The organism is Gaetbulibacter sp. PBL-D1 (assembly GCF_050509525.1).
Lineage (GTDB): Bacteria > Bacteroidota > Bacteroidia > Flavobacteriales > Flavobacteriaceae > Gaetbulibacter_B > Gaetbulibacter_B jejuensis.
The window spans coordinates 59,782-85,909 of the sequence record NZ_JBNWKB010000005.1 but is presented as its reverse complement, the minus strand read 5'-3'; the positions used below and the strand labels follow the sequence as shown (position 1 = coordinate 85,909).

Sequence of the window (26,128 nt, the reverse complement as noted above, 5' to 3'; positions counted from 1 at the left end):
AATACTTTCTTATATAGTAAGCAGTATTTTTTCAGGTGTTAATTCAACAAAGCGCATTAGAGGGATTAAATATGTTTTTATGAGCAACACAAAGAAAAAATTACTTCTAGAGCTACAGAATTCCTATGGGTTTTCTGAAAATTTTATTGAATCCTTACAGGATGGACTTTTAATTACTGACACCCAAGGGGAAGTTTTAATGGTCAATGCTGCGGCTTGTAGTATAACAGGATTTAATAAAAACGAGTTACTAAATATTAAAACTCCATTTCCGTTTTGGCCAAAAAAATATATTAATGAGTTTAACCAGAGGTTTAAAGATTTTCAAGAGGATCATTTAAAACGTGAATTTGAAGCTGTTTATAAGCATAAAAAAGGAGAAGAATTTCCTGTTTTAGTTTTTTTGGCTGCCATAAAAAATACTAAGTCTAAAGTAATAGCTTATCTTAAATATTTTCAATCAATTTCTGATCATGATTATGAAATAGAGTCACTCGAGCTATCTAATAAAGACATTTTTTCGGTTTTAAATTATAGAAAAAGATATCTTAATTTACTGATTGAGAGAAACATTTCCTCACAACTCGAAAACACATTAAATAATATTTCTGATGGATTAGTATCGTTTGACACCAATCTTTGCTACACTTATGCAAACAATAGAGCAGGAGAAATTCTAGGTAAATCACCTAAAGAACTAATAGGAAAGCACGTTTGGACAGTATTTCCTGAAGCTGTAGGTTTGCCAACTTACAACGCATTTTACAAAGCTATTGAGACAAAAGAAACCCAATATTTTGAGGATTATTACGAACCTTTAAATAAATGGTTTGCCAATAAGGTGTATCCTCATGCTAATGGATTGACCTTATATTTTATTGACATAACACCACAAAAAATTGCAGAACGTTTAATAGCTAAAAGTGAAAAATACTTAAACAACATTATTAATAAAATAGGAGATCCTGTTTTTGTTAAGGATGAGCATAGTAAAGTTATTTTAGCTAACGATGCATTTTGTGAAATGTTCAACTCTCCAAGAGAGTATATTATAGGTAAAACACTTGTAGAAGATGTTGAGCCTGAAGAGGCCGAATTAGCATTAAAAATAGATAGACATGTTTTAAAAACAGGAGAAGAGAACGTCAATGAAGAAACCTTAACATTAAGAGGAGGAGAAACACAATATTTATCGACTAAAAAAACTCGCTTTTTAGATGAAGAAGGTAATAAGTTTCTTGTTGGAATTATTAGAGATGTTACCAAACAAAAAAAGGCTGAATTAGAAATAAAAGAAGCTAGAGACTATTCTGAATCTTTAATAGAATCAATGAACGAAGGGTTAATTGTGTTCAATATGGAAACCGAAATAACCAAAGTAAATCCTTCGTTTTGTAAGATGTCTGGTTTTACTGAAGAAGAGTTGATTGGTCAGCAATGTCCATATCCTTTTTCGCCACCAGAAATTGAAGATGAGTCCAACCTTCGTCACGAACAAATAGAAAGAGGAGAAGAACTAAATAATTTTGAAACTATATACATGCGTAAAGACGGAACCCGTTTTAATGTTGATGTAATGGTTTCTAGTATTGAAGACTCTGATGGAACTATAAAATCTTATTTTGGAACAATAATAGATACTACTGAACGAAAAAAAGCAGAACTCGATTTAAGAGCAGCCAAAGAGTTTACTAGTAACCTTGTTATGTCTATGCAAGAAGGTTTAATTATAACTAATCTTGAAGGGGAAGTTATAATGGTTAACGACTCAACTTGTAAAATTTTAGGATACTCCAAAGAAGAATTGGTTGGAATGCAATTACCTTACTCATTTACTAAAAAAGAGGACTACAATAAAATTCTTGTTGATAAAAAAAGAATAGAAGCAGGAGAGTTTCCATCACTTCAATATGAAATTATAAGAAAAAATGGGGAGCAGTTTTTAGCATCATTTTTAACGGGAGCTATTAAAAACGAAACTGGAGAAATTACAGCTTTATTTGGAACAATGAAAGATATTTCAGAGGAAGAAAAAGCTAAAAAAATATTAGAAGAACGTGCAATACAGTCTTCACAAAAAAAAGATGTAATTTTAAAATTAGCTGAACTTGTAGGACACGATTTTAAATCTTCATTAAAGACAATTACTAAACTATCTGCCGAAACATTAAATGTTTGTCGTGTAAGTGTTTGGAGTTTTAATGATAATAATAATGCGATACATTGTGAGCAATTATATGAATTAAAATCAAACTCTTATGAAAAAAACTTCACCATAAATTATGAGGACAACCCAAACTATTTTAAGGCTTTAGAAAGCAATAAGTCTATTTTAGTGGTTGATGCCCAAAACGATAACATCACCAAGCAGTTTTCAGAAAACTACCTTAAACCTAATAAAATTAAATCGTTAATGGATGTCTTTATAAATAGCACAACTGGGTATTATGGTATAATTTGTTTTGAGCATGTTGGTGAGGAGACTAGAGATTGGACTATTGAAGAACAAGAGTTTGCAAGTTCTATAGCCAATGTGGTGTCCTTAATGTTAGAGAGTTATGAACGTAAAATAGCTGAAGAAACAATAGCGAAAACAAATACTCAGCTTTTAGAGGCTAATAAAGAGTTGAATGAATTAAAAAAGCAGTTAGAACAAGAGAACGTTTATTTAAGAAATGAGTTAGACCTTGTCTTCAATTATGAAGAAATGGTATATGGTAGTGTTGAGTTTAGTAATGTGTTGACAGAAGTAGAGCGTGTTGCTCCAACAAATGCTACTGTATTATTGTTAGGAGAATCTGGTACAGGTAAAGAGCTATTAGCGAGAGCAATTCACAATACAAGTAACCGAAATAATAAACCGTTAATAAAAGTAAACTGTTCAGCAATACCAAGGGAGTTGATTGAGAGCGAGTTGTTTGGACATAAAAAAGGGTCGTTTACAGGAGCGTTTAGTGATAAAGTAGGAAAATTTGAACTTGCTGATGGTGGAACGCTTTTTTTAGATGAAATAGGAGAACTTCCCATAGACATGCAACCTAAAATTTTAAGATTTTTACAAGAAGGCGAAATTGAGGTAGTAGGAGGAGTTGGCTTAAAAAAGCTAGATGTTAGAGTTATTGCAGCTACAAACAGAAATCTTAAAGAAGAAATTGAGAAAAAACAATTTAGGGAAGACTTGTATTTTAGGCTTAACGTGTTCCCTATTAGTATTCCGCCATTGAGAGATCGTAAAGACGATATTCCTTTATTAGTAGAGCATTTTGTAGATAAATTCAATAAAGCTTATGAAAAGCAAATAAAGTATATTTCTGATGAAGCTATGGCTCAAATGAAGACTTATAATTGGCCTGGGAATATTAGAGAGCTAGAAAACTTAATAGAAAGAGCTGTAATACTAACAAGCACAGAAACTTTAATGATACCAGGTTTTGAAACTTCAACGCAAAAATCAAAACAACGTATCAATAGTAAGGACTTATCTTTAAACTCTGTTTTAAAAGCTCACATACTTGAAGTGTTAGAAAGTTGTAACTGGAAAATTAGTGGTCCAAAAAGCGCTTCAGATGTATTGGGACTAAAACCTAGTACCTTACGTGATAAAATGACCAAACTAGGAATACAAAAACCTTGACACAATACTCACGGTATTCCGCGAGTGTCTTTTCTTCTTATAAAAAAAACACGGTATTCCGACACGTTTTATTTTCACTGAAAAAAGTTCAATATTTTTAAGTATTTGAAAATCAACGAATTGCGTTTATTTTTCTTCTTGAGGTCATTTTTTGGCATTGGTATTGTCTTAAATGATTCAAATTCAGAATAATGAAGAGTGAAATACGAATAGATGATTTTAGATTTAAGGTTGAAGACAATATTATTTATTGTGAGGTAAGTAATAGTTATGACTCTAACCAAACGGAAGCTGCTGTTGAAAAAATCTTCTCTAAAGTAATAGCTTCATTATCAGGAGGAAAATATATGCCTATTATCATAAATATTGAAAATGTAGAGTTTTTTAAAGCTATTAAGATATTTAAGTTTTTAGTAAATAACTCAATACTTAATTCTTTAGTGCTTTCTAAGACATTTTTAGTTGATAGTTATCTTTTAAAAGGAGTGTTAACTGTTTATAGTTTTATGTATAACCCTATAATTCCAGATAGAGTATTTAAGACGTTAAGGATGGCAATAAGGCATTGCGATAAAAACAATATTATTTTCAACGGATTAAGTTAAAGTATGGATAATCATAAAGTTGTGAAAGTAGGCAATACTAAATTTTGGATTGAAGATGGTATACTTTTTTGTCAATTTTTAAGCACTAATAATTACAGCAAATTAGATTTGAATAAAGTAGAGGAATATATAAAAGCAATTGAAAAAATGTGTCAGGGTAACCCAATGCCTTTTGTTGTAGATATAAGAGGTGTTAAAGGAGCCTTTACACCTGAAGCAGGAAATTTAATGGCTAATTCCCCAATTTTAAAAAGTTTAAGAATTTCTGAAGCTTTTATTCTAAATTCTATTGGAGCAAAACTTTTAATTGCTTCTTATAAAAGAATATACGATTCTACTACACCTCATGGCATTTTTGGTGACATAAGATTAGCAAAACAATACTGTATAGAAACTAAAAATGATTTTTATGGGAGAGAATAAGCTTAAAAATTTAATATTATCTCAATTAGAATCTAACTCTATGGTTACCATAACAGACGACTTAGGAAGAGTAGAGTATGCCAATAATGTTTTTTGTAAAACACTAGAGTATGATAGTGATAAAGTAGTAGGAGAATCGCATACACTTTTTAAGTCTCATTTACATTCAGATCCTTTGTATAAAGGGTTATGGCGAACTTTAAAAATGGGAAAAACATGGAAAGGTACTCTAAGCGAAACCTTATCTAATGGTAAAGAAATTTGGTTAGATGCAACGATAATTCCATTTAAAACTAAAAAAGAAAAACATACAAGGTATTTAGCAGTATATAATGACGTTACCCAATATAAATTAGACAATAAAAACTTAAAAGAAGAAAACATAAAAAGCAAAACACTTTTTAACAATATGCCTGTTTATGTTTTTACAATTACCAAACACGGAAAAATATTAAATGTTAGTAAAAAATGTTACAATAAAAGCATCAAAGACTTGATTGGCACCTATATTTATGACTATATTAACATTGATTTTTTTGAAGTTTTTAAGAGAAATATTGATTACGTATTCATTAACAAGGCTTTAAGTGAATTTGAAAGTTATGACCTTGATGCAAATGGAAAAAAAATAAACTATTCTACACTAGTTTCTCCAAATTTTAATGAACTAGGAATTGTAGTTTCGGCAACTTTAATTATAAAACAAAACCTTAAAAAAAATATTATAAATGAAATAGAAAAATTAGGAGTAAGTACTTTAAAAACCCCAAAGGAGTACTCATCTCTTTAACCCTAAATAATTAACTTTAAAACTACCTACTTATGAAGTTGAACATTATGTTAATTGACGATAATAAAATTGATTTATTTGTTAGTCAAAAAACAATTGAAAAGGTTGTGCCAGATTGCAATGTACGAACCTTTGTAAACGCAAATTCTGCGCTTAAGTTTTTGCAAATTCTAGACGGTAAAACTGTTTACCCAACGCTTTCCTTACCAGACATCATTTTACTAGACATTAGTATGCCTTTTATGGATGGCTTTCAATTCTTAGAAGAATTTAAAAAACTAAAGAAGCCTAAAAGGAAAGAGATAAAAATTTATATGCTCTCAGCTACAACTAACCTAAAAGATGTTATAAAGGCAAAAAACGAATTACTCTGTGAAGATTTAATCTACAAGCCTTTAAGAAAAGATCATTTATATAAGGTGTTTTCAAAAATTGAAACCTATTCAAGTAACTGCAAATATCACAAAGAAAATTATAACTCTGATGCTTTAAGAATTACACCCTAACCCAATCTACTTTATTAACTATAGCCTTTTTTTATGAAGAAAAACTACACTAAAATATGTTTTCTTGCTCTTTTTTGCTTTTCATTTGGGTACTCGCAAATCTCAAATGAAGGAGTATTTGAAATCTCAGCATCAACTGATGTTTATTTTGAAAATGAATACACTAATAAAACAACAGGAACTCATAACAACGATGGTAATTTATACCTAAACAACAACTTTGTAAACAACGGAACTACAACCTCCACTTCAGGAACTACTTATTTTAAAAGTGCGAGTAATCCTTTGTTAAGCATTTCTGGATTATCTAATGAAATTAACTTTTACAACTTAGAAGTTGATGTAACAGCAACTAACACTAAAGGACTTTCAGTAAACGATGGATTTGCTTTAAATGTAGAAAATGCTGTAAATTTTACAAGTGGAGATATTAGACTTGTAGGAGAAGCACAACTAATCCAAGCGCACTCTGGTGTTGATGCTAATACAATAACATCAGGAAAGTTGTTAATTGACCAACAAGGATACTCATCAGCCTATAAGTTTAACTATTGGTCGTCTCCAATTAACAATGGTGGTACATTTTCACTATTAGGCGGAAAGTTTGATGGTACAGATTCTAGTATTAATTCATTTAATCCACAACAAGCTTCATTTAATTCTGGTTCGCCATACAATGGTTTGCCATCGGTTGTTGATGGATCTGATAATGTAATTACACCTTTGACCATTAATACCTATTGGTTGTATCAATACATGCAAGGTACAGGAGCATATTCTGATTGGGTAAGTTTAGATGAAAACAGCACTTTAAACCCTGGACAAGGTTATACCATGAAAGGGACAAACACTCTATTGTCAGAACAAAATTATGTGTATTATGGAGCGCCAAATAATGGAGATTATTCGTTTGCAATAAACTCAGGAGAGCAATCATTGTTAGGGAATCCGTATCCTTCTGCACTTGATTCTGAAAAGTTTATTAATGATAATATTTTACTTCTAGATGCGCTTTACTTTTGGGTTGATGGAGGATCAACTTCTCATGCTTTAACCGATTATTTAGGAGGTTATGCAATAAGAAATTTAACAGGAGGTACACCTCCTTCAATAGCATCACCTTTAATAAGTGGACTAGGTAGCTCAGGTAGTGTTACACCTCCAAAACAATATGTGCCAGTTGGTCAGGGCTTTTTTGTTGAAGCTTATGGTACAGGTTCTATTGTGTTTAATAACTCTCAAAGAGCATTTAAGTCTGAAGTAGTTGAAGAGTCTATTTTTTATAGTACAACAGATAGTAACCAGCAAGAATCAGTTAAACAATACATTAGACTAGGTTACGAAGATCCAGAAGGATTTCACAGGCAATTATTACTTGGTTTTTTACCAAATTCACCAGCTGATATAAACTATAACTTGGGTTATGATGCACTGATAAATAGACATAGAGAAGATGATATGTTTTTTATTATTGATAACGACTTAACTAAAAAATATGCAATTCAAGGTTTAGATGATTATCAAAATACGTTAGAGTTCCCTATAGGTATTTTAATTTCTGAAAATGGAACACATAATATCATGATTGATGCTCTTGAAAACTTTTCTGATAATGTTTATTTAAAAGATAATGTATTAAACACTACTCATAATTTAACCGAGTCTAGCTACAGTGTTAATTTACCAATAGGCGAATATTTAGATAGATTTTCAATAGTATTTATGCCGCAAGCAACTTTATCTAATAATGACAACGATATTGAAAATGTCAAAATTTATTATGATGGTAATGAGCATATAATTATAAGTAATGCAAATAGAGTAGAGCTTAAATCTATAAAAGTATTTAATGTATTAGGTCAAGAAATATTAGCCTTAAATAAGAGCCTTAATAATAAAACAAACATATCAATTCCATTTAGCGAAAGTGATGGAGTTTATATTGTACAGATAGAAACAATTAATAGCAAATACACCCAAAAAATCTTAAACTACTAGTTATGAAAAAAATAAAATTTATAATCTCTATTATAACCTTATGCATAGGTTTTAATTACAACGGTTTTTCTCAAGTTGGAATTGGAACAACCAATCCAGATCCTTCTTCAATGTTAGATATAAGCTCTACGGAAAAAGGAATGTTAACACCACGAATGACCACTACTCAAAGAACTGCAATTTCTAGTCCAGCTGAAGGGCTTTTGGTATTCGATACCGATGAAAATGTGTTTTATTTTTATAATGGAGGAAGTTGGTTGCCATTAGAGGGAGCAGAAACTAGAACTAATTATAAGTTGGTTAAAAGTGTTGCTGATTTATCTGATGAATTATCAGGTGGAAAATATGTTTTAAACGAAAATTACTTATATGAAATTAACGGAACAATACTAATAGATAACCCAATAGATTTAAATGGAGCATATATTGAAGGACATGACACAGGAGAAGATATTCTTGTAAATAATACAGGTTCAGCTTTGTTTAGTGGTAGTAAAGGTGGACGTATTAAAGATGTTGTGATTAGTGGTAATGGACAACAAGTTTTTGATATCACAGGGTCTGGAGCAGAAAGTGTTGTTGGATATAGTGTAATTATTAATGGAGCATCTTCAATAGGAACATTAAGTAACTTAGGTTTAGTATATTTTGAGGTGTTTCAGCTCATTAACTCTAGTGATGGTATTGATGCTTCAAATATCACGTCTTTGTATATGGATAAAGTATTTTGGACTGATACTAATTCAGGTACTTTTTTAACTCTTTCAGGGACATTTGATAATTTGCAATTGGCTAATGGAAGAGTTGTAGCAGATTCTGGAGAAACAGGAATTGATTTAAGTGCAAACCCTACAATTAATATTTCTGCTTCGCTTTCTGAAATAAGTTTTACAGGAGCAGGAACAAGAGTAAACCCATATACAGTAGGAACATATCCTGGTTATAACTTCACTACAGCTTGGGATGTGGATTGTCCAGGAATTCAATTAGAAACTGATAATGTAGCAAGTGGAGATATACACCTAGATGCACCAATTGGTAGTGGCTTTGAAACAGATTTTGGATCAATAGGATCAGGAGTTGAGACAAAGCTTGTAGGAACCTCAACATCTAATAACTTATTTAGATTTAGTGCTCCTGTTGATAATAGAATTGTTTATGATGGTGTTAAGACTAGAAACTTTCACATATCATCTAGTATTTCTTTTCAAGGTGATAACTATAACTCAATTTATATCTTCTATATAGCAAAAAATGGAAGTGTTTTAGAAGACACCAAAGTTTATAGAGAAATTGGAGCAAATAATGATGTAGGAGCTGTGTCTGTTGTGGGTTCAGTTGAATTGTCTCAAGGCGATTACATAGAGGTTTGGGCCGAAAAATTCTCTGGAGGAGGTAGTTTGCTTGTGGTTTCTTTAAACCTAATAGCTCAATAATAAAGTAAGTGTTTTTTTGAATTGATTAGTAGAGAAGTCTCCTTTTTGTATTAAAAGGAGGCTTTTTTAAAATGAGGATTTTCGTAATCAGAATTAATAATTCCTTTTAAACTAAAAATCACAAAATGATTTAAAAGCTCATCATTACTGTAAGTGTCAAAAAGCGTATTGTCTTTAAAAGCAATTTCTTCAAACCTCTTAAAATACAACTCGCAAAACAATTTTATATTCACATCACTACTAATAAACTTAAATACTTGAGCTTTTTGTAGTAGCCCATAAATAATTTCGTTTACAAACTCATCTCTAAAATCATCAAAGACTTTATTGGCTTCAGGGTAGTATTTTTTTAAGCCAAAAATAAACGAAGGTTTAAAGTGTTTTAAATACTCAAACCCTCGTTTGTACAATAGTATAATACAAGAAAGAGGGTCTTGTTCTTTAGCTATTATTTCCTTTATATTTTCATTAAAAGAGTCTATCAAACACGTAACACTAGCTATAACAAGCTCCTCTTTACTACTGTAATATTTGTAAATAGTTTTTTTGGAAATACCCAAACAGTGCGCCAACTCGTCCATAGTAAAACGCTTGCTTCCAAAGGTGGTAAAATTAGCCACCGAACATTCCAAAAGTTCTTCTTTACTTATCATTATTATTTCCAGCCACCACCAAGTGCTTCATACAAATTAACAACACTTAATAACTGCTGTAGTTTATTATCAATAACATTCAATTCAGCATTTAAAGCGCTTTCTCTTGCAGTTAATAGGTCTAAGTAATTAGCATAACCATTTTTAAGTAATTCCTCAGAATTAGCTTCAGCTTGTCGTAGCGCTTCAACTTCATTTTGTCTGTATTCAAATTTTTCAGTTTCAGCATCATAATCGTATAATGCATTTGATACTTCGTTACCAGCTGTTAATAAAGTCTTTTTAAAGTTTAATAAGGCTTGTTCTTGTTGAGCTACAGCTACTTCATGCTGAGTTTTAATTTGTCTCTTGTTAAATATTGGCTGTGTTAATCCTCCAACAAGAGTAGCGAACAATGAATTGGCATTAAATAATTCATCTAATTCTAAACTTTGAAATCCGCCACTTGCTGTTAAGGTTAGCGATGGGTAAAAATTACTTCTAGCAACATTGGTTAATTCAAAGGCATTAATTAAGCTGTATTCGGCAGCAATAACATCAGGTCTGTTGCTAAGTAGAGTAGCAGGAACACCTAATTTAATATCAGCATTTAACTGCTGTTGAGTTAATGCACTTCGGTTAACAGTTTCTGCTGGTCTTCCTAATAATAAATTAAAAGCATTTTCAGTTTTAAAAATAGCAGCTTCTAAATCTACTTTTAGTGCTTTTGCATTATTGTATTGTGCTATATTTTGGTCCACTGCAACTTGAGTCACTTGTCCAGCATCTTTAAGTGCTTTAATGGTGTACACACTACTATCTCTTGTTGCAATAGTTTGATTTGTAATTTCCAATTGAGCATCTAAAGCTAACAATTGGTAGTAGGTTGAAGCAATAGCTGAAACTAATTGTGTTTTAACAGCTTGATGAGCTGCAACTGTTTGTAAATAGCTAGCTTCGCCAGCACGTTTATTACTTCTTATTTTTCCCCAAATGTCAGCTTCCCAAGATAAGTTTGCTGAAAGTTCATATTGGTCTAAAGAAGAAAACAAACCACCAAACTGACTGTTTTCAGATAACTCTTGATGGGTTACCTGTGCATTTGCGTTTAATGTTGGAAAATAACTAGCTTTACCTTGTTTCATGTAAGCTTCAGCAGCAGCTATTTGTTGAATAGCCACACGAACGTCCAAGTTGTTTTGAAGACCTTCTTCAATATATTGTTTTAAGTAAGTGTCAGAGAACATATCTTTCCATGATACATCTGCCATAGACAAACTATCTTGTGGTAAGTTATCAGTTCTGTACAAATGTTCTGTTTCATCTAATTCAGGACGTGTATAGTCCTTTGCAACAAAACAACTTTGTAAAGTTGTGGCCATAACGACCACAACTAAGGTTTTATTTATAATAGAATTCATATTAATTAAGCTTCTTTAGTTTCAATAACAGGTTTACGTGATATTTTTTCTTGTAGCCATTGGAATAGTATAAACAGAATAGGAATAATGAAAACACCTAAAATTGTTCCAATAAACATTCCACCAGCTGCTCCTGTACCAATGGAGTTGTTTCCTTCGGCACCTACACCTTTAGCCAATACTAATGGCATTAATCCTAAAATAAAGGCAAAAGATGTCATTAAAATAGGACGTAAACGTGCTTTGGCTCCATTTATAGCTGCATCTACCAAACTTTCACCATGTCGTCGACGTTGTACAGCGAACTCCACGATAAGAATCGCGTTTTTAGCCAAAAGACCAACTAACATAATTAAGGCAATCTGGAAGTAGATGTTGTTTTCTAATCCCATCATTTTAGTAGAAAAGAATGCTCCAAATACACCTAAAGGCAGTGAAAAAATTACCGATAATGGTAATAAATAACTTTCGTACTGAGCTGCTAATAAGAAATACACAAACACTATTACTAATAAGAAAATAACAACTGTTTGGTTTCCTGCACTAACTTCTTCACGAGATAAACCTGAGTAGGCAACTTCATAGTTACTAGGCAGATTTTTGATTTCTTCATTTACAATGGCAATGGCATCACCTGTACTAAATCCAGGGTTTGAAGCACCACTGATTTTTGAAGAGTTATATAAGTTGAATCGTGTTACCGATTGTGGTCCGTACACACGTTTCAAATTCACAAACTGTGTAATTGGAGCCATATCACCACTTCCTGTTTTGATATACAATTCGTTTAGGGAATTGGCATCGCTTCTGTCTTCAGGAGAGGCTTGAACATACACTCTATATTGCTTTCCAAATCTCGCAAAATCTGCAGCATACACACCACCTATATAACCTTGTAAAGTTGAGAATATACTGCTAATTGTAACGCCATAACGCTTGGCTAATGGCACATTGATGTCCAGTTCATACTGAGGATATTTTGTGTTGAATGATGATTGTCCATACTGAATTTCAGGATGCTTCATTAAGTTACCAATGAATTCTTGGGTTGTAGCATCTAAATCTTCAAAACTACCACCAGATTTATCAAGTAAGTTCACTTCAAATCCACCAGAGAGTCCAAACCCTGGAATACTCGGAGGCGCAAAGAAAATAATGTTAGCATCTGGAATAGTTGCTGCAATACCAAATAACTTACCAATAATGGCATTAGCCGATAGGTCTTCGCTTTCACGTTCATCCCAATCATTCAGCTTAACAAATCCCAATCCATAGTTTGTTCCAGCTCCACTAATCAAACTTCTACCGTTAATAACCGTTACACCTTTAACACCTTCAAGCGCACTGGCTTTTTCATATAATTCTTCGGTCACCATATTTGTTCTGTCCATTGAAGCACCAGCAGGTAACTCAATATTCATGAATATGATTCCTCTATCTTCATTTGGTACAAATCCAGTAGGAGTAGTGTTTGCAGCCCACCAAATTCCAACTCCAGAGAGAATCAATACAAAAGCTGTAATCCATTTGTTTTTGTATAGGAATGCCAATGATTTTCCATAACGTTGGGTTGTGGCATTAAATCCAGCATTAAATTTATCGTAGAATTTCTGTAAGAAACTTTTGTTTTTGTGCTCTTCTTCGTCATGACCTTTTAAAAACAAAGCACAAAGCGCAGGACTTAAAGTTAATGCGTTGACAGCTGAAATTAAAATGGCAACAATCAATGTAACACCAAATTGCTCATAGAATACACCTGTTGGACCTTGAATAAAGGTTACGGGAATAAATACAGCAGCCATAACCAAGGTAATAGATATAATTGCTCCTGATATTTCATGCATGGCATCTAGTGTAGCTGCTTTGGCATCTGTTGCACCTTCATCTATTTTGGCATGTACTGCCTCAACAACCACAATGGCATCATCAACCACAATACCAATGGCCAGTACCAATGCAAATAAGGTTAATAGGTTAATGGAGTAACCAAATAAGTTCAAAAAGAAGAACGTACCAATAATAGCTACTGGAACTGCAATAGCAGGAATTAATGTAGAACGAAAATCCTGAAGGAATATAAATACTACCAAAAACACCAATAAGAAGGCTTCAATTAAGGTATTACGTACCTTGTTCATGGAAGCAGTTAAGAAATTGTTGGTGTCGTAATTAATCACATACTCGATACCATCTGGAAAATCTAGAGATAAACGATCTAATTCTGTTTTAATGGTTTCAATAATTTCCTGAGCGTTAGAACCAGCTGTTTGATAAATACCCATATTCACACTTGGGTAACCTTCGGTAAATCCATAACCATCATAACCCTGAGCATCTAACTCAATTTTTGCTACATCTTTTAAATGTAAATATTCACCATTATCTAAAGCTTTTATGATAATGTCTTCATATTGTTTTTCAGTTTTAAAACGACCACTATACTTAATATTGTATGAAAATGCTTGTCCATCGTTTTGCCCTAAAGAACCAGCAGATGCTTCTAAACTTTGTTCTTGTAAAGCTGCTGTAACATCGCTAGGAACAAGATTGTAAGCTGCTAGTTTTTCTGGTTTTAACCATACTCGCATAGCATAATCTTGGTTGGAGAATACTTGTACATTACCAACACCATTAACCCTTTGTAATGCAGGAATAACGTTGATTTTTAAATAATTCTGAACAAAAGTAGCATTGTAATCTTCATTTTTTGAAAATACGGACAAGAACATTAAAGCAGATGTCTGCTGTTTTTGAGTAGTTACACCTGTTTGAATTACTTCACTGGGTAATAATGGATTTGCACGTGCTACACGGTTTTGAACGTTTACAGCTGCTATGTCTGGATCCATTTCCTGATCGAAATAAACAGTAATGTTTGCTGTACCATTATTGTCAGCAGAGGAAGTCATATAAGTCATTCCTTCAACTCCGTTTATTTGTTCTTCAATAGGAATGATAACACTCTCCAAGATTGTTTCGGCACTTGCTCCAGGGTAAGTTGCATTTACTTGAATAGTTGGAGGTGCAATGTCTGGATATTGTTCTACTGGTAAGGTTGAATACCCTAAAACACCCAGAATAACTATAATGATGGAAATAACGGTCGATAAAACCGGTCTTTCTATAAAGGTTTTTAACATGATTTTTGTCTTCTAAATATTATTGAAACAAAGTTTTTATTGGTTTTACGATGCTATCAAAAGCAACTTTTTGTGGTTGAATAGGTGTTCGGTTTCTAAGTTTACCAATACCCTTAACCACTATTATATCTCCTTTTTGTACGCCTGAGTTTACAATATAAAGTTCATTGGTTTTATCTTGAATTGAAATAGGAGTTGAAACTGTAGTGTTATTTTCAACTTTATAAACAAATGTTTGTCCTTGTTGCTCAAAAGTAGCAGTTTGAGGTACTACAGCAACATTTTCATAATGCTTAGGAATTTCAATAGTACCACTGTTACCATTGGTTAATAAAAGGTTAGGGTTTTCAAAAATAGCCCTAAAACTTACCGTTCCTGTATTAGCATCTATTTGTCCTGTTACTGTTTGGATAATTCCTTGTTGGTTGTAGGTTTGACCATTAGCTAACAGCAATTCAACCTTTGGGAAGTTGTTTATTTTGTCCTGAAGTGTTTTACCTTCTGTTTGTTGTAAGAAGTTTAAATATTCAGTTTCATTCATAGAAAAATAGGCATATACTTTTTCTATACTTGCAACAGTAGTTAATGGTTTAGCACTTGTAGCACTTACTAAAGACCCTTCTCTGTAAGGAATAGCTCCAACATAACCATCTACAGGGCTTACTACTGTTGCATAACCAATATTTGCAACAATACTATTATAAGCGCTTTTGGCTTGTGCTAAATTAGCTTTAGCAGTTTCTAATTGTACTGAGCTTATTATATTTTTTTCTACCAAAGGCTTTAGTTTGTCAACTTCTACCTGAGCTACATTAACACTAGCTTTAGCAGCTTCAGCATCTTGACTTAAAGATTGAGTTTCCAATTTAAAAAGAGCTTGTCCCTTTTTAACTTGCTGGCCTTCATCTACCAAAACTTTTTGAATGTAACCAGATACCTTTGCACGTACTTCACTGTTTATGGTTCCTTCAATTGTTGTTGGGTAGGTTGTATAGGCAGTAGCGCTTTTTTGAGGAACTTCAGTTACTGTAAATGGTAAAGCTTGAGCTTGCTGTTGTGTTTGTTGCTGTTCTTGTTTACACCCTGTAAACACTAATGTGGCAACTCCCAAAACTATCGTACTATATATTCGAAATTGTTTCATTTTTTGATTTTGATTAGTATTAATTATTTACAATTGTTTCTTTTAATTTATTTATTGATTTTATGGCTTCATCATGAAATTCTACAAAACTTTCATGAAATTGTAGGTCAAATTTGTTTTCATCGCTCAAGTTTTTGTTGGCATCTCTTTTAAAATCCATAATCTCTAGGTGAAGTTGTTGTTCAGATTTCCACTCTTCAACTAGATTTCCTATATCACGAATCATAGTGTCATGATCCATAATGAAGTATTTTTTTCTGTCACCTGTTTTGGTGAAATAGGTTATTTTTTTTAAATCTTGTAAATGATTAAGATGCGTTGAGATTGTACTCTTGCTAGCACAAAGGTTCGACACTAAATCTTCAAACGTAGTGCCCTGTTTTCCTGTTAAAATTACATAAGAAAAAATTCTTGCAGCTACAGGAGCCATTTGCTTTTTTCTTTCAAAATGAATCCCTAGTTTTTCTACTAACTCACACTTTTTCCCATCCATTGTTTTCATCTTATTTAAGTTTTACGATGCAAAAATATTAATTGGTTCGGAACAATCCGAACTAATCGAAGTTAAACAATTGTTAAAAAAAGTTAGGGTTGTTAAAATAAATTGATAAGTATAGTACTGACCAATGATTGTATAATTTGAGAGTTGTGTTTTTTTATTTATTTGTATACTTGTGTAACTAATAATTTAACATTGAGTGAAAATTAAAACTTATATACTTTCTTTTCTTTTTATAGCGATACAGTTTAGTGTTTGCTTTTCTCAAGACGAGTTGCCTCCAATTGAAGTATTTACTACTAAAGATTACAATGCAGGAAATCAAAACTGGTCAATCACCCAAGCAGAAAATAGATATGTATATGTAGCAAATAATAAAGGTCTTCTAGAGTTTAATGGAGCAGTATGGACACTTTATAATTCACCTAACGAAACTGTTATGCGTTCAGTAAAAGCTATTAATGAGCGTATTTATACAGGTTGTTATATGGAATTTGGTTATTGGTCGTATAATCAATTTGGAACTTTAGATTATACCTCAATATCTAAAACTTTACAGCAACCACTTATTGAAGACGAACAGTTTTGGAACATCATAGGAGTTGATGATTGGGTATTGTTTCAGTCTTTAAATAGAATTTATATTTATAATATTTCAAACCAAACAATAAAGGTTATTGAATGTGAAACTGAAATTGTTAAAATGTACAAGGTAGGTAACAGTATTTACTTTCAGAAGTATGGCAAAGGTTTATTCAAGTTAGAAAACGGCTTACCTAAATTAGTAAGTAACCATGAAGTATTGAAGAGTAGTAGGATAGTAAATGTATTTCAACAAGGGCAATCATTGTTGATACACACGCAATCTGAAGGGTTATTTGTTTACAATAATGATGAATTAAGAAAATGGAATATTCCTGCCAATGTTCAATTATTAAATTTCACGATTTACAGTAGTATTCAGCTTAAGGATAACAGTTTTGCTTTAGGAACAATATCAAACGGTTTGTTGCATTTAACCGAAGATGGTATAATTAATTATTCTATAAATCATGAAGATGGCTTGGGCAATAATACTGTATTATCTTTAATGGAAGATGTGGATAACAATATATGGCTTGGTCTAGATAATGGTGTTAACTGTGTTAATATTACTTCTCCGTTTAGAATTTACAATGATATAAAAGGCGATTTAGGAACTGTGTATTGTTCAGCAGTTTACAACGGAAACCTTTATTTAGGAACTAATCAAGGGCTTTTCTACAAAAAAGAAGATAGCAGCGAAGCGTTTAAATTTATTAAAGGTACTAAAGGACAGGTTTGGTGTTTGAGAGTTGTAAATGACCAATTATTTTGTGGTCATAATATGGGAACTTATGTAGTAGAAAATGATTCAGCACAATTAGTTTCCAATGTTCAAGGTACTTGGGATATTCAATCTATTAAAGATGCTGAAAACCTACTGTTACAAGGAAATTATAATGGGTTGAACATTTTAGAGAAAACATCATTAGGTTGGACTTTCAGAAATAAAATAGAAGGATTTAATAATTCATCTAAGTATTTTGAGCAATCACAAAATAATGAGATTCTAGTAAGTCATGAGTACAAAGGAGTTTTTAAAATAAAAGTTGACGATGCCTTAACCAAAGTTATTAAACTCACAAAAGATAGTACTGTAGATAAAGGCTATAATTCTAGTCTAGTAAAATTTAACAATTCAATTTATTATGCCTATAAAAAAGGGGTTTTTAAATATGATTCTGAAAACAGTACATTTCAAAGAGATTCTATATACAGTAAGTTATTTAATGAGCAAAGCTACACCTCAGGTAAGTTGATTGCGCATCAAAACTCGAATAGGCTTTGGAGTTTTTCTGATAAGGAACTTAACTATCTTACACCTGGGAAATTAAGTCTTATCCCAGAAATACATTCAATTGCTTTACCAAGTTCATTGAGAAATGAAATGACAGGTTATGAGAATATATCTTACTTGCATGGTCAAAAATACCTTTTAGGGTCTTCATCAGGATATATTGTAGTTGATTTAGAAAAGCTTAAAGAACGAAAGTTTAAAATAGACATCAACACAATAAAAATGAGTGCTCTTGATGGAGACCAAAGTGCTATAGATAAATCTGTGTCAGGAAATTTTGAAAATAAAGAAAACAACTTAACATTCTCGTATAGTATCTCTGAATTTAATCGCTATTCTGAGGCAGAGTATCAATATCAGCTTAAGGGAATTTACGATAATTGGAGTTCGTGGAGTAACCATTCTGAAGAATCTTTTAAAAATTTACCTTACGGAAACTACACTTTTAAAGTAAGAGGAAGAGTAGGTAATACTATTACAACCAATGTAGCATCTTATAATTTTGCTATAGCAAAGCCTTGGTATATAACCAATACAATGATAATTTTATATGTGTTGGGAGTTGCGCTCTTTTCATTCTTTATGCATAATGTATATAAAAACTATTACAAAAAGCAACGTGAAAAACTACTAGAAAGAACTCAACGCGAATTAGATCTTAAGAAGTTGGAAAATGAACAACAGCTTATGGCTTTTGAAAACGAAAAGCTACAACAAGACATTGATAATAAAAACCGAGAGCTGGCTATTTCTACAATGAGTTTGATAAAGAAAAATGAGTTTTTAAATAGCATTAAAGATGAACTTAAAGCTGCCCAAGAAGGAAAGGGTTTAAAACCTGTTATTAAAATCATTGATAAAAACCTTAATAATACAGACGATTGGAAACTCTTCCAGGAAGCCTTTAATAATGCTGATAAAGATTTTCTTAAGAAGATTAAAGCTAAACACCCATCACTTACTCCAAACGATTTGAGATTATGTGCTTATTTGCGACTAAATTTAAGCTCAAAAGAAATTGCTCCTTTACTAAATATTTCTCCTAGAAGTGTAGAAGTAAAACGATACAGACTTCGCAAAAAAATGGAATTAGAGCATGATGTAAGCTTAACAAATTATATCTTGGATTTATAACACCCAAACAAATAGTTAAAACACCTATACATTACCACAACATTTTATGCAAATAGCTAATCTACAACGATGTAGTTTGGTGTTTTGTAATGCTTCTAAAACCTAACAACAGCAGGGGTTTTTTATCAAATTCGTAAAAAAATGTGATTTTTTTTGATTTGTATGTTTTTTGTAGCGTGCGTTTTTGATAATTTATTATTGTAATGTAATAGTTTTACTGTACAACTAATATTCAATCTATATGAAAAAAACATACTTCATTGCTTTTATTGCCTTATTTATGTTTTCCGCATTTTCTTATGCGCAAACAATTAATGTAAAAGGTAATGTAAAAGATGTAGCAACAAATGCACCACTACCTGGTGTAAATATTGTTGTTAAAAACACTGCAAAAGGTGCTTCGACCGATTTTGATGGAAATTTCTCAATTAACGATGTGCCAATTAATTCAATTTTAGTAGTTACTTATTTAGGGTATCAAACTCAAGAAGTAACTGTAACAAGTAGTCAAGAAATCTCAATCCTTTTAGTTGAAGATGCCGAATCTTTAGACGAGGTAGTAGTTATTGGTTACGGAACACAAAAGAGAAAAGATGTTACTGGAGCTGTGTCTCTAGTATCATCTGAAACTTTAGAAGATTTAAAACCTGTAGATGCAGCAATTGCACTTCAAGGTACATCTTCGGGTGTTACTGTTAACTCACCTTCGGGTTCTCCAGGAGCTGAGTTTAATATTATAATTAGAGGTATTAGCTCTAATGGTAGTAACAAACCACTTTACATTGTTGATGGTTATGAGGTGTCATCCTTTAACACTATAAGTCCAAATGATATTGAGTCAATGACTATATTAAAAGATGCCCAAGCTGCAATTTATGGTATTAAAGGAGCAAATGGTGTCGTTTTAATTACTACAAAGTCTGGTAAGAAAAATTCAGCACCAAAGTTTTCATATAATGCATATACAGGAACTCAAGAGACAACACGTACACTTCCTTACTTAAATGCTACAGAGTATGCATTATTACTTAATGAGAGTTATGCTGCTAATGGACAAGCACTACCTTATCCTGATGTTTCAGGATTAGGAGCCGGAACTGATTGGCAAGACGAAGTATTTAGTAATGCACCTATTACTAACCATAATGTTAGTTTGTCTGGTGGTGGTGAAAAAATTACTTACTATGTTGGAGCTTCGCGTTTGGAGCAAGATGGTATAGTAGCTAGAGATAAATCTGATTTTGTTAGAAACAACATCAAGATTAACTTAGGAATAGATATTTCTGAAAAATTCAAGTTTACAACTAATGCCAATTACTTTACTGCATCAAGTAGAGGGTTTTCAGAGAACGCTTTAGGTTCGGTATTATTTAATGCTTTAAACTATGCGCCAACTTTTAACGTTGACGAAGAAGATTGGAATGGTACTTTAGGAAACGAAGTAATTAACCCACTGTCACAAATAAGAAATACTTATAACAGTTACAACGGAACTAATATTGAAGGTAATTTTCAGTTAGAATACAAACCTTTAAAAGAATTGACCGTAACCTCAAGAATTGGATACAAAGTATATTCTGATAAAGGAAAATCGTTTGCTCCAATTGTTGAGTATGGAACAGGAAAAGTATTTAACAATCCTAGAAGTAGAGTTGACCAATCGAGAAACCATTACAACTCTTATACTTGGGAAACATTCATTAATTACGATAAAACATTTGCCGATAAGCACCACGCAACAGTAACATTGGGTACAAGTGCTCAAAGAAATTGGGGAGATGGTTTAAGCGCAAGCGGATTTGATGTACCAAACAACTCTTGGGAATTTGCAGATATAAGTTTAACACCAGGATTAAGTGATGCAAAATCAAATGCTTCTTATGTTTACGATAACAGGCTAACATCTTACTTTGGAAGGCTGCAATACGATTATATGGGTAAATATTTATTATCTGCAATGGTTCGTAGAGATGCTGCTTCAGATTTTTCTCCAGAAAATAGAGTAGACTATTTTAAGTCTGTAACTGCTGGTTGGAAAATTTCTGATGAGCCATTTATGGAAGATTCAGAAGTAATAGATTTCTTAAAATTAAGAGCTAGTTATGGTACGCTTGGTAATAACGTTGGAGCCGATTTATATAGAGCTTTATTAAATGGAGAAGCTACTTATGTAATGGATGGTGCTTTAGTAACAGGAGTTGCAAATGGTAGGTTGCCAAACCCTAATGCACAATGGGAAACAGCAGAAAAGCTAGATGTAGGTTTTGATATTACATTACTTAACAATAAAGTAGACATTACAGCAGATTATTTTGTTGAAGACAGAGAAGATCTGCTTATAGGAGGTTTACCAGTTTCAGGTATTTTAGGAACTGCTGCTCCAGGAGGAGGGAACCCAACGGTTAATGCTGGAACAACACGTAGTAAGGGGTTTGAATTTAGTATTGGTTATAAAGATGACTTTTCTGATAACTTAAGTTTTGCTGCTAATTTCAACTTTACTAATGTAAAAGGAGAAGTAATTTCAATCAATGGAGATGTTATTCCTGAAGGAGGCGCTTTTGGTGTGGGCCAATTAGCACCATCAAGAATGGAAGTAGGACAACCAATAGGATATTTTTACGGATTAAAAACAGATGGAATATTTCAAAACCAAGCTGAAGTTGAAGCACATCCTTCACAATTGGCATTAGGAGCCGAAGCTGCTCCAGGAGATATTCGTTATGCTGATGTTAATGGTGATGGAGTTATCGATTTTGATGATAGAACCTATTTAGGAAAACCGCAAGCAGACTATTATATGGGATTGAATTTAAGTGTAAACTTCAAGAATTTTGATCTTGCAACCTATATGTATGCTGAAGTTGGAAAAGAAATGGTTAGAAACTATGAGAGGTCTCAACCTAATGTAAACCGTTCTAATTTATACCTTAATAGATGGAGAGGTGAAGGTACTAGTAATACAGTACCTAGAGTTACAACTGCCTCAACTACAAACAGATTATTCTCTGATTTTTATGTGGAAGATGCATCATTCTTGAGAATTCAAAACATCCAATTAGGATACTCATTACCTGATAATGTTTTAGAAAAAATAGGAATGAGTAAATTCAGAATTTATGCAGCGGTAAACAATGCATTTACATTTACTGAATACTCAGGGTATGATCCTGCAGCTACTTCTGGAGATGCAATTGGAGGAGGAATCGACTATGGGTTTTATCCAATATCAAGACAGTATTTATTAGGGTTAAATCTTTCACTATAAAAAATGATTAAAATGAAAACATACTTAAGAAAAATTAAAAAACTGTCACTTTTAATCGTTATGGGTTTAGCCATTAATGCTTGTGGTGACGACTATTTAGAAGATGTATCGACATATAACATAGATTCTGAAAACTATTTCAATTCAGAAGACGATTATTACAATGCCTTAATAGCAGTTTACGATATACTTCAATCTACCTATGCCAATGTTATTCTAGGAGAAATAGCTTCTAATAATACTTTATGTGGAGGAGAGAGTGCTACTGACGTTGTTGGGTGGCAACAAATTGACGATATGATTCATACACCAGTAAACAGTAACCTAAGAGATATATGGAACTGGATGTATGCAGGTGTTAATCGTGCAAATTATATTCTAGAATTTCAAGATAAAACCGATTTTGAAGGTAGAGAAACAATAATTGCTGAAGCAAGATTTTTAAGAGCTTATTTCAATTTTGAATTAGTAAAATGGTTTGGTCCAATTCCAATTAAGGAATCAAGATTTCAATTAGGTGATGAAACCATAATACCAAGGTCACCAGTTGAAGATGTCTATGCGCTTATTGAAACCGATTTAATCTACGCAGTAAATAATCTTACTTACACTGCACCACAAACAGGAAGAGCAACTAAAGGTTCAGCACAAGCATTATTAGGAAAAGTGTATTTATATCAAGATAAGTTTCCAGAAGCAGCAAATGTATTAGACCTTTTAATTATGGATGGACCGTATGATTTGGTTACCGACTATGATACCATTTTTGAGATGGAAGGCGAAAACGGAATTGAGTCAGTATTTGAAGTTCAATATACTGATGTTGAAGGAGCAGGATTCGATTGTTTACAGTGTAGCGAAGGTAATGTAGCAGTTGGTTTTAGCGGAGTAAGAAACTATAGTGGCCCACTGTTTACACCTGGATTTAGCTTTAATGTTCCTGTTCAAGAAGCTGTTGACGAGTTTGAAGATGGTGACTTAAGAAAAGACGTTGCAATTTTAGATATCCAAGCATGGGCAGATGAAACAGGAGCTACTTATGGTACTGCTTATGAACATACAGGATATTTCAACAGAAAGTATTTACCAAGAACTAGAAGTACTGAAGCTGCAGGAGATTTAAACCTAACAAACCCTAATAATTACAGAGCAATTCGTTTTGCTGATGTGTTATTAATGGCTGCTGAAGCTTTTAACAGAGGAAATATCAATGATACTAAAGCTCAAAATTTCCTAAATAGAGTAAGACAAAGAGCCTTTGGTGATACAGAGCATAATGTTACAGCAACAGGAGACGCTTTAACACAAGCTATTTATCATGAAAGACGCGTAGAGTTAATAGGTGAAGGTCATCACTTCTTTGATTTGGTAAGAACAGGAAGAGGTACTGAAATACCAGGATTTACAGCTAATAAGAACGAATTATTTCCTATTCCATTACAAGAGATTCAATTCTCAAACGGAAATTGGGAACAAAACCCAGGATACTAAAATATAAGACTATGAAAATTTTAAAGTACACACTTGGCTTATCGCTCATTGTCCTTACATTATTTGGATGTACTAGTGATGATGATAACACAGATTTTGTCAATCAAATTGAAGCACCAACAAATGTTTCGGCATCTGTAAGAGTAACACAAGACAACACTGGCTTAGTTACTATAACGCCTTTGGCAGATGGAGTAACAACCTTTAATATTGGTTTTGGTGACAATTCAGAACCATCTGGAGTTATTCTACCAGGAGGAAGTGTAGACCACATTTACGAAGAAGGAACTTATGAAGCAACAATAACTGCTAACGGACTTAATGGCTTATCAACTACTATCACACAACAAATTGTAGTGTCATTTCAAGCTCCAGAGATTTTAGAAGTTATTATAGAAAACGATCCAGCATTATCAAAAACAGTTAACGTAACTGTTACTGCAGATTATGCAATGTTTTATGAAGTTGATTTTGGAGAAGATGATTCAATTGAGCCATCTTCAGCTAATATAGGTGAAACTATTTCTTACACTTACCAAGAAGCTGGTATTTATACCATTACTATTGAAGCAATGGGAGCAGCTATTGAAACAACTACATATTCAGAAGACTTTGAAGTTACAGCTATTTTACAACCATTAGCATCGGCACCAACACCACCTTCAAGAGCTGAAGAAGATGTAATATCAATATTTAGTAGCGTGTATAATGATGTTCCAGATACTAACTATTTTCCAGATTGGGGACAAGGAGGTCAAGGCAGTGGTTGGGCTATGTTTGATTTAGGAGGAGACCAAATGCTACAATATGTAAATTTAAGCTATCAAGGTATTGCCTTAGCAGATGGAACTTCGGTAGACGTTTCTAACATGGAATCTCTTCATTTAGACGTTTGGACTGCTGATGCAGTGACTGATATTGAAGTATCGCTAATTAATAACGCATCAGGTACAGTTACTGAAGCTCCAGTAACAGTAGCATTAAATGCTAATAGCTGGACAAGTATTGAAATTCCTATTTCAGATTATATTGATCAAGGATTAACAGTAACTGAGATTTTTCAACTAAAGTTTGTAGGCGAACCATGGGCTGCTGGAACAGTGTTTATTGATAATATTTATTTCTGGAAAACACCATCAGCAACACCAACAGGTGTTTTAGGAACTTGGAAGTTATCTACTGCTCCAGGATCATTAGGAGTTGGTCCAGCACCTGGAGATACTAGCTGGTGGAACTGTGATGCAGCTTGCGTAACTGATAGAGCTTGTTACTATGATGATGAATATATTTTTAATGCTGATGGAACTTTTAGTAATGTTCTTGGTGCTGATACTTGGGTTGAAGGTTGGCAAGGTGGAGGAGATGCATGTGGAGCTCCAGTAGCACCTCATGATGGATCTAATCCTGCAACTTTTGTTTACAATGATATAGATGGTACAATAACATTAAATGGAGTAGGAGCTTATATTGGAGTGCCTAAAGCCAATAACTCTGGTGAATTGAGTAATCCAGCTGATGCACCAGCATCTATTACTTATAATGTAGAGCTTTCTAATTTCGACACTGAAATGACAGTATCTATTGAAGCTGGAGCAGGCGTATTCTGGCAATTTCATTTAGTAAAAGAATCAGAGCCAGTATCTCCATTAGCTGGAACATGGCAAGTCGCTCAGGAAGCAGGAGCTTTAGGAGTTGGTCCAGCACCTGGAGACACTAGCTGGTGGAACTGTGATGCTGCTTGTGTAACTGATAGAGCTTGTTACTATGATGACCAATATGTTTTTGGAGCTGATGGATCGTTCAGTAATGTTCTTGGAGCAGATACTTGGATTGAAGGTTGGCAAGGTGGTGGAGAAGCATGTGGAGCTCCAGTAGCACCTCATGATGGATCTAACCCAGCAACTTATACATATGATGAAGGAGCAGGAACTGTAACACTAAATGGCGTAGGTGCTTTTATAGGAGTGCCTAAAGCAAATAATTCAGGTGAGTTAAGCAATCCAGCTGATGCACCATCATCAATCACATATAGTGTAACGTTTATTGACAGTAATACAATTAATGTTTCTATTGAAGCTGGAGCTGGAGTTTTCTGGCAGTATAAGCTTGTAAAAATTTAAAAAATAAG

At 32.9% G+C, this 26,128-nt stretch carries 16 protein-coding genes; 11 read left to right on the top strand and 5 right to left on the bottom strand.

The genetic code is table 11. From position 1 onward, the window contains the following. Nucleotides 1–79: 79 nt before the first annotated feature. The 7 genes from ACQ0RB_RS05585 to ACQ0RB_RS05555 all read left to right on the top strand — a co-directional run bounded on the left by ACQ0RB_RS05585 (nucleotide 80) and on the right by ACQ0RB_RS05555 (nucleotide 9,392). Entirely contained in the window at nucleotides 80–3,634 is a 3,555-nt protein-coding gene (locus ACQ0RB_RS05585) for a PAS domain S-box protein (protein ID WP_430497095.1), read from the top strand. Nucleotides 3,635–3,825: 191 nt separating this feature from the next. Further along, complete coding sequence (locus ACQ0RB_RS05580) at nucleotides 3,826–4,239, top strand: hypothetical protein (RefSeq protein WP_129760664.1); 414 nt, start codon at nucleotides 3,826–3,828, stop codon at nucleotides 4,237–4,239. A gap of 3 nt (nucleotides 4,240–4,242) precedes the next feature. After that, complete coding sequence (locus tag ACQ0RB_RS05575) at nucleotides 4,243–4,662, top strand: hypothetical protein (RefSeq protein ID WP_129760665.1); 420 nt, start codon at nucleotides 4,243–4,245, stop codon at nucleotides 4,660–4,662. After that, nucleotides 4,649–5,452, top strand: coding sequence for a PAS domain-containing protein (locus ACQ0RB_RS05570; RefSeq protein WP_430497092.1), 804 nt, complete (start codon nucleotides 4,649–4,651; stop codon nucleotides 5,450–5,452). Before ACQ0RB_RS05575 ends, ACQ0RB_RS05570 begins: the two co-directional genes overlap by 14 nt. A 32-nt stretch (nucleotides 5,453–5,484) precedes the next feature. Then, nucleotides 5,485–5,958 carry a response regulator gene (locus tag ACQ0RB_RS05565; protein ID WP_262732942.1) on the top strand — a complete coding sequence of 158 codons (474 nt, stop codon included), beginning with the start codon at nucleotides 5,485–5,487 and terminating at the stop codon, nucleotides 5,956–5,958. Between the two features lie 33 nt (nucleotides 5,959–5,991). After that, on the top strand, nucleotides 5,992–7,956 hold the full coding sequence (locus ACQ0RB_RS05560) for a T9SS type A sorting domain-containing protein (RefSeq protein ID WP_430497090.1): 1,965 nt from the start codon (nucleotides 5,992–5,994) through the stop codon (nucleotides 7,954–7,956). Nucleotides 7,957–7,958: 2 nt separating this feature from the next. Beyond that, complete coding sequence (locus ACQ0RB_RS05555; RefSeq protein WP_430497088.1) at nucleotides 7,959–9,392, top strand: cell wall anchor protein; 1,434 nt, start codon at nucleotides 7,959–7,961, stop codon at nucleotides 9,390–9,392. Nucleotides 9,393–9,442: 50 nt separating this feature from the next. Here ACQ0RB_RS05555 and ACQ0RB_RS05550 read toward each other — a convergent pair whose 3' ends face one another. The 5 genes from ACQ0RB_RS05550 to ACQ0RB_RS05530 are packed head-to-tail and all read right to left on the bottom strand — an operon-like array spanning nucleotide 9,443 to nucleotide 16,231. Next, nucleotides 9,443–10,045 (bottom strand): TetR/AcrR family transcriptional regulator, encoded by a 603-nt coding sequence (locus tag ACQ0RB_RS05550; protein ID WP_430497086.1) that lies wholly within the window; start codon nucleotides 10,043–10,045, stop codon nucleotides 9,443–9,445. Between the two features lie 2 nt (nucleotides 10,046–10,047). Next, nucleotides 10,048–11,445 (bottom strand): efflux transporter outer membrane subunit, encoded by a 1,398-nt coding sequence (locus ACQ0RB_RS05545; protein ID WP_430497084.1) that lies wholly within the window; start codon nucleotides 11,443–11,445, stop codon nucleotides 10,048–10,050. A gap of 5 nt (nucleotides 11,446–11,450) precedes the next feature. Then, entirely contained in the window at nucleotides 11,451–14,585 is a 3,135-nt protein-coding gene (locus ACQ0RB_RS05540; RefSeq protein WP_430497082.1) for an efflux RND transporter permease subunit, read from the bottom strand. Between the two features lie 19 nt (nucleotides 14,586–14,604). After that, a complete protein-coding gene (locus ACQ0RB_RS05535; protein WP_430497080.1) occupies nucleotides 14,605–15,729 on the bottom strand; it encodes an efflux RND transporter periplasmic adaptor subunit in 1,125 nt (374 codons plus the stop codon). A gap of 19 nt (nucleotides 15,730–15,748) precedes the next feature. After that, nucleotides 15,749–16,231, bottom strand: a complete 483-nt coding sequence (locus ACQ0RB_RS05530) for a GbsR/MarR family transcriptional regulator (protein WP_430497078.1) — start codon at nucleotides 16,229–16,231, stop codon at nucleotides 15,749–15,751. Nucleotides 16,232–16,427: 196 nt separating this feature from the next. On the opposite strand from ACQ0RB_RS05530, the gene ACQ0RB_RS05525 reads away from it, so the two are divergent. The 4 genes from ACQ0RB_RS05525 (at nucleotide 16,428) to ACQ0RB_RS05510 (ending at nucleotide 26,120) form a co-directional block, all read left to right on the top strand. After that, entirely contained in the window at nucleotides 16,428–19,241 is a 2,814-nt protein-coding gene (locus ACQ0RB_RS05525; RefSeq protein WP_430497076.1) for a triple tyrosine motif-containing protein, read from the top strand. Nucleotides 19,242–19,482: 241 nt separating this feature from the next. Further along, nucleotides 19,483–22,509, top strand: coding sequence for a SusC/RagA family TonB-linked outer membrane protein (locus tag ACQ0RB_RS05520; protein WP_430497074.1), 3,027 nt, complete (start codon nucleotides 19,483–19,485; stop codon nucleotides 22,507–22,509). Between the two features lie 12 nt (nucleotides 22,510–22,521). Then, on the top strand, nucleotides 22,522–24,000 hold the full coding sequence (locus ACQ0RB_RS05515; RefSeq protein WP_430497072.1) for a RagB/SusD family nutrient uptake outer membrane protein: 1,479 nt from the start codon (nucleotides 22,522–22,524) through the stop codon (nucleotides 23,998–24,000). A gap of 11 nt (nucleotides 24,001–24,011) precedes the next feature. Then, on the top strand, nucleotides 24,012–26,120 hold the full coding sequence (locus ACQ0RB_RS05510) for a hypothetical protein (protein ID WP_430497070.1): 2,109 nt from the start codon (nucleotides 24,012–24,014) through the stop codon (nucleotides 26,118–26,120). The last annotated feature ends 8 nt before the right edge of the window (nucleotides 26,121–26,128 follow it).

Bases quoted from the DNA above. Each gene is read 5' to 3' on its own strand.
- ACQ0RB_RS05585 (WP_430497095.1), top strand. From the start codon at position 80: ATGAGCAACACAAAGAAAAAATTACTTCTAGAGCTACAGAATTCCTAT.
- ACQ0RB_RS05580 (WP_129760664.1), top strand. From the start codon at position 3,826: ATGAAGAGTGAAATACGAATAGATGATTTTAGATTTAAGGTTGAAGAC.
- ACQ0RB_RS05575 (WP_129760665.1), top strand. From the start codon at position 4,243: ATGGATAATCATAAAGTTGTGAAAGTAGGCAATACTAAATTTTGGATT.
- ACQ0RB_RS05570 (WP_430497092.1), top strand. From the start codon at position 4,649: ATGGGAGAGAATAAGCTTAAAAATTTAATATTATCTCAATTAGAATCT.
- ACQ0RB_RS05565 (WP_262732942.1), top strand. From the start codon at position 5,485: ATGAAGTTGAACATTATGTTAATTGACGATAATAAAATTGATTTATTT.
- ACQ0RB_RS05560 (WP_430497090.1), top strand. From the start codon at position 5,992: ATGAAGAAAAACTACACTAAAATATGTTTTCTTGCTCTTTTTTGCTTT.
- ACQ0RB_RS05555 (WP_430497088.1), top strand. From the start codon at position 7,959: ATGAAAAAAATAAAATTTATAATCTCTATTATAACCTTATGCATAGGT.
- ACQ0RB_RS05550 (WP_430497086.1), bottom strand. From the start codon at position 10,045: ATGATAAGTAAAGAAGAACTTTTGGAATGTTCGGTGGCTAATTTTACC.
- ACQ0RB_RS05545 (WP_430497084.1), bottom strand. From the start codon at position 11,445: ATGAATTCTATTATAAATAAAACCTTAGTTGTGGTCGTTATGGCCACA.
- ACQ0RB_RS05540 (WP_430497082.1), bottom strand. From the start codon at position 14,585: ATGTTAAAAACCTTTATAGAAAGACCGGTTTTATCGACCGTTATTTCC.
- ACQ0RB_RS05535 (WP_430497080.1), bottom strand. From the start codon at position 15,729: ATGAAACAATTTCGAATATATAGTACGATAGTTTTGGGAGTTGCCACA.
- ACQ0RB_RS05530 (WP_430497078.1), bottom strand. From the start codon at position 16,231: ATGAAAACAATGGATGGGAAAAAGTGTGAGTTAGTAGAAAAACTAGGG.
- ACQ0RB_RS05520 (WP_430497074.1), top strand. From the start codon at position 19,483: ATGAAAAAAACATACTTCATTGCTTTTATTGCCTTATTTATGTTTTCC.
- ACQ0RB_RS05515 (WP_430497072.1), top strand. From the start codon at position 22,522: ATGAAAACATACTTAAGAAAAATTAAAAAACTGTCACTTTTAATCGTT.
- ACQ0RB_RS05510 (WP_430497070.1), top strand. From the start codon at position 24,012: ATGAAAATTTTAAAGTACACACTTGGCTTATCGCTCATTGTCCTTACA.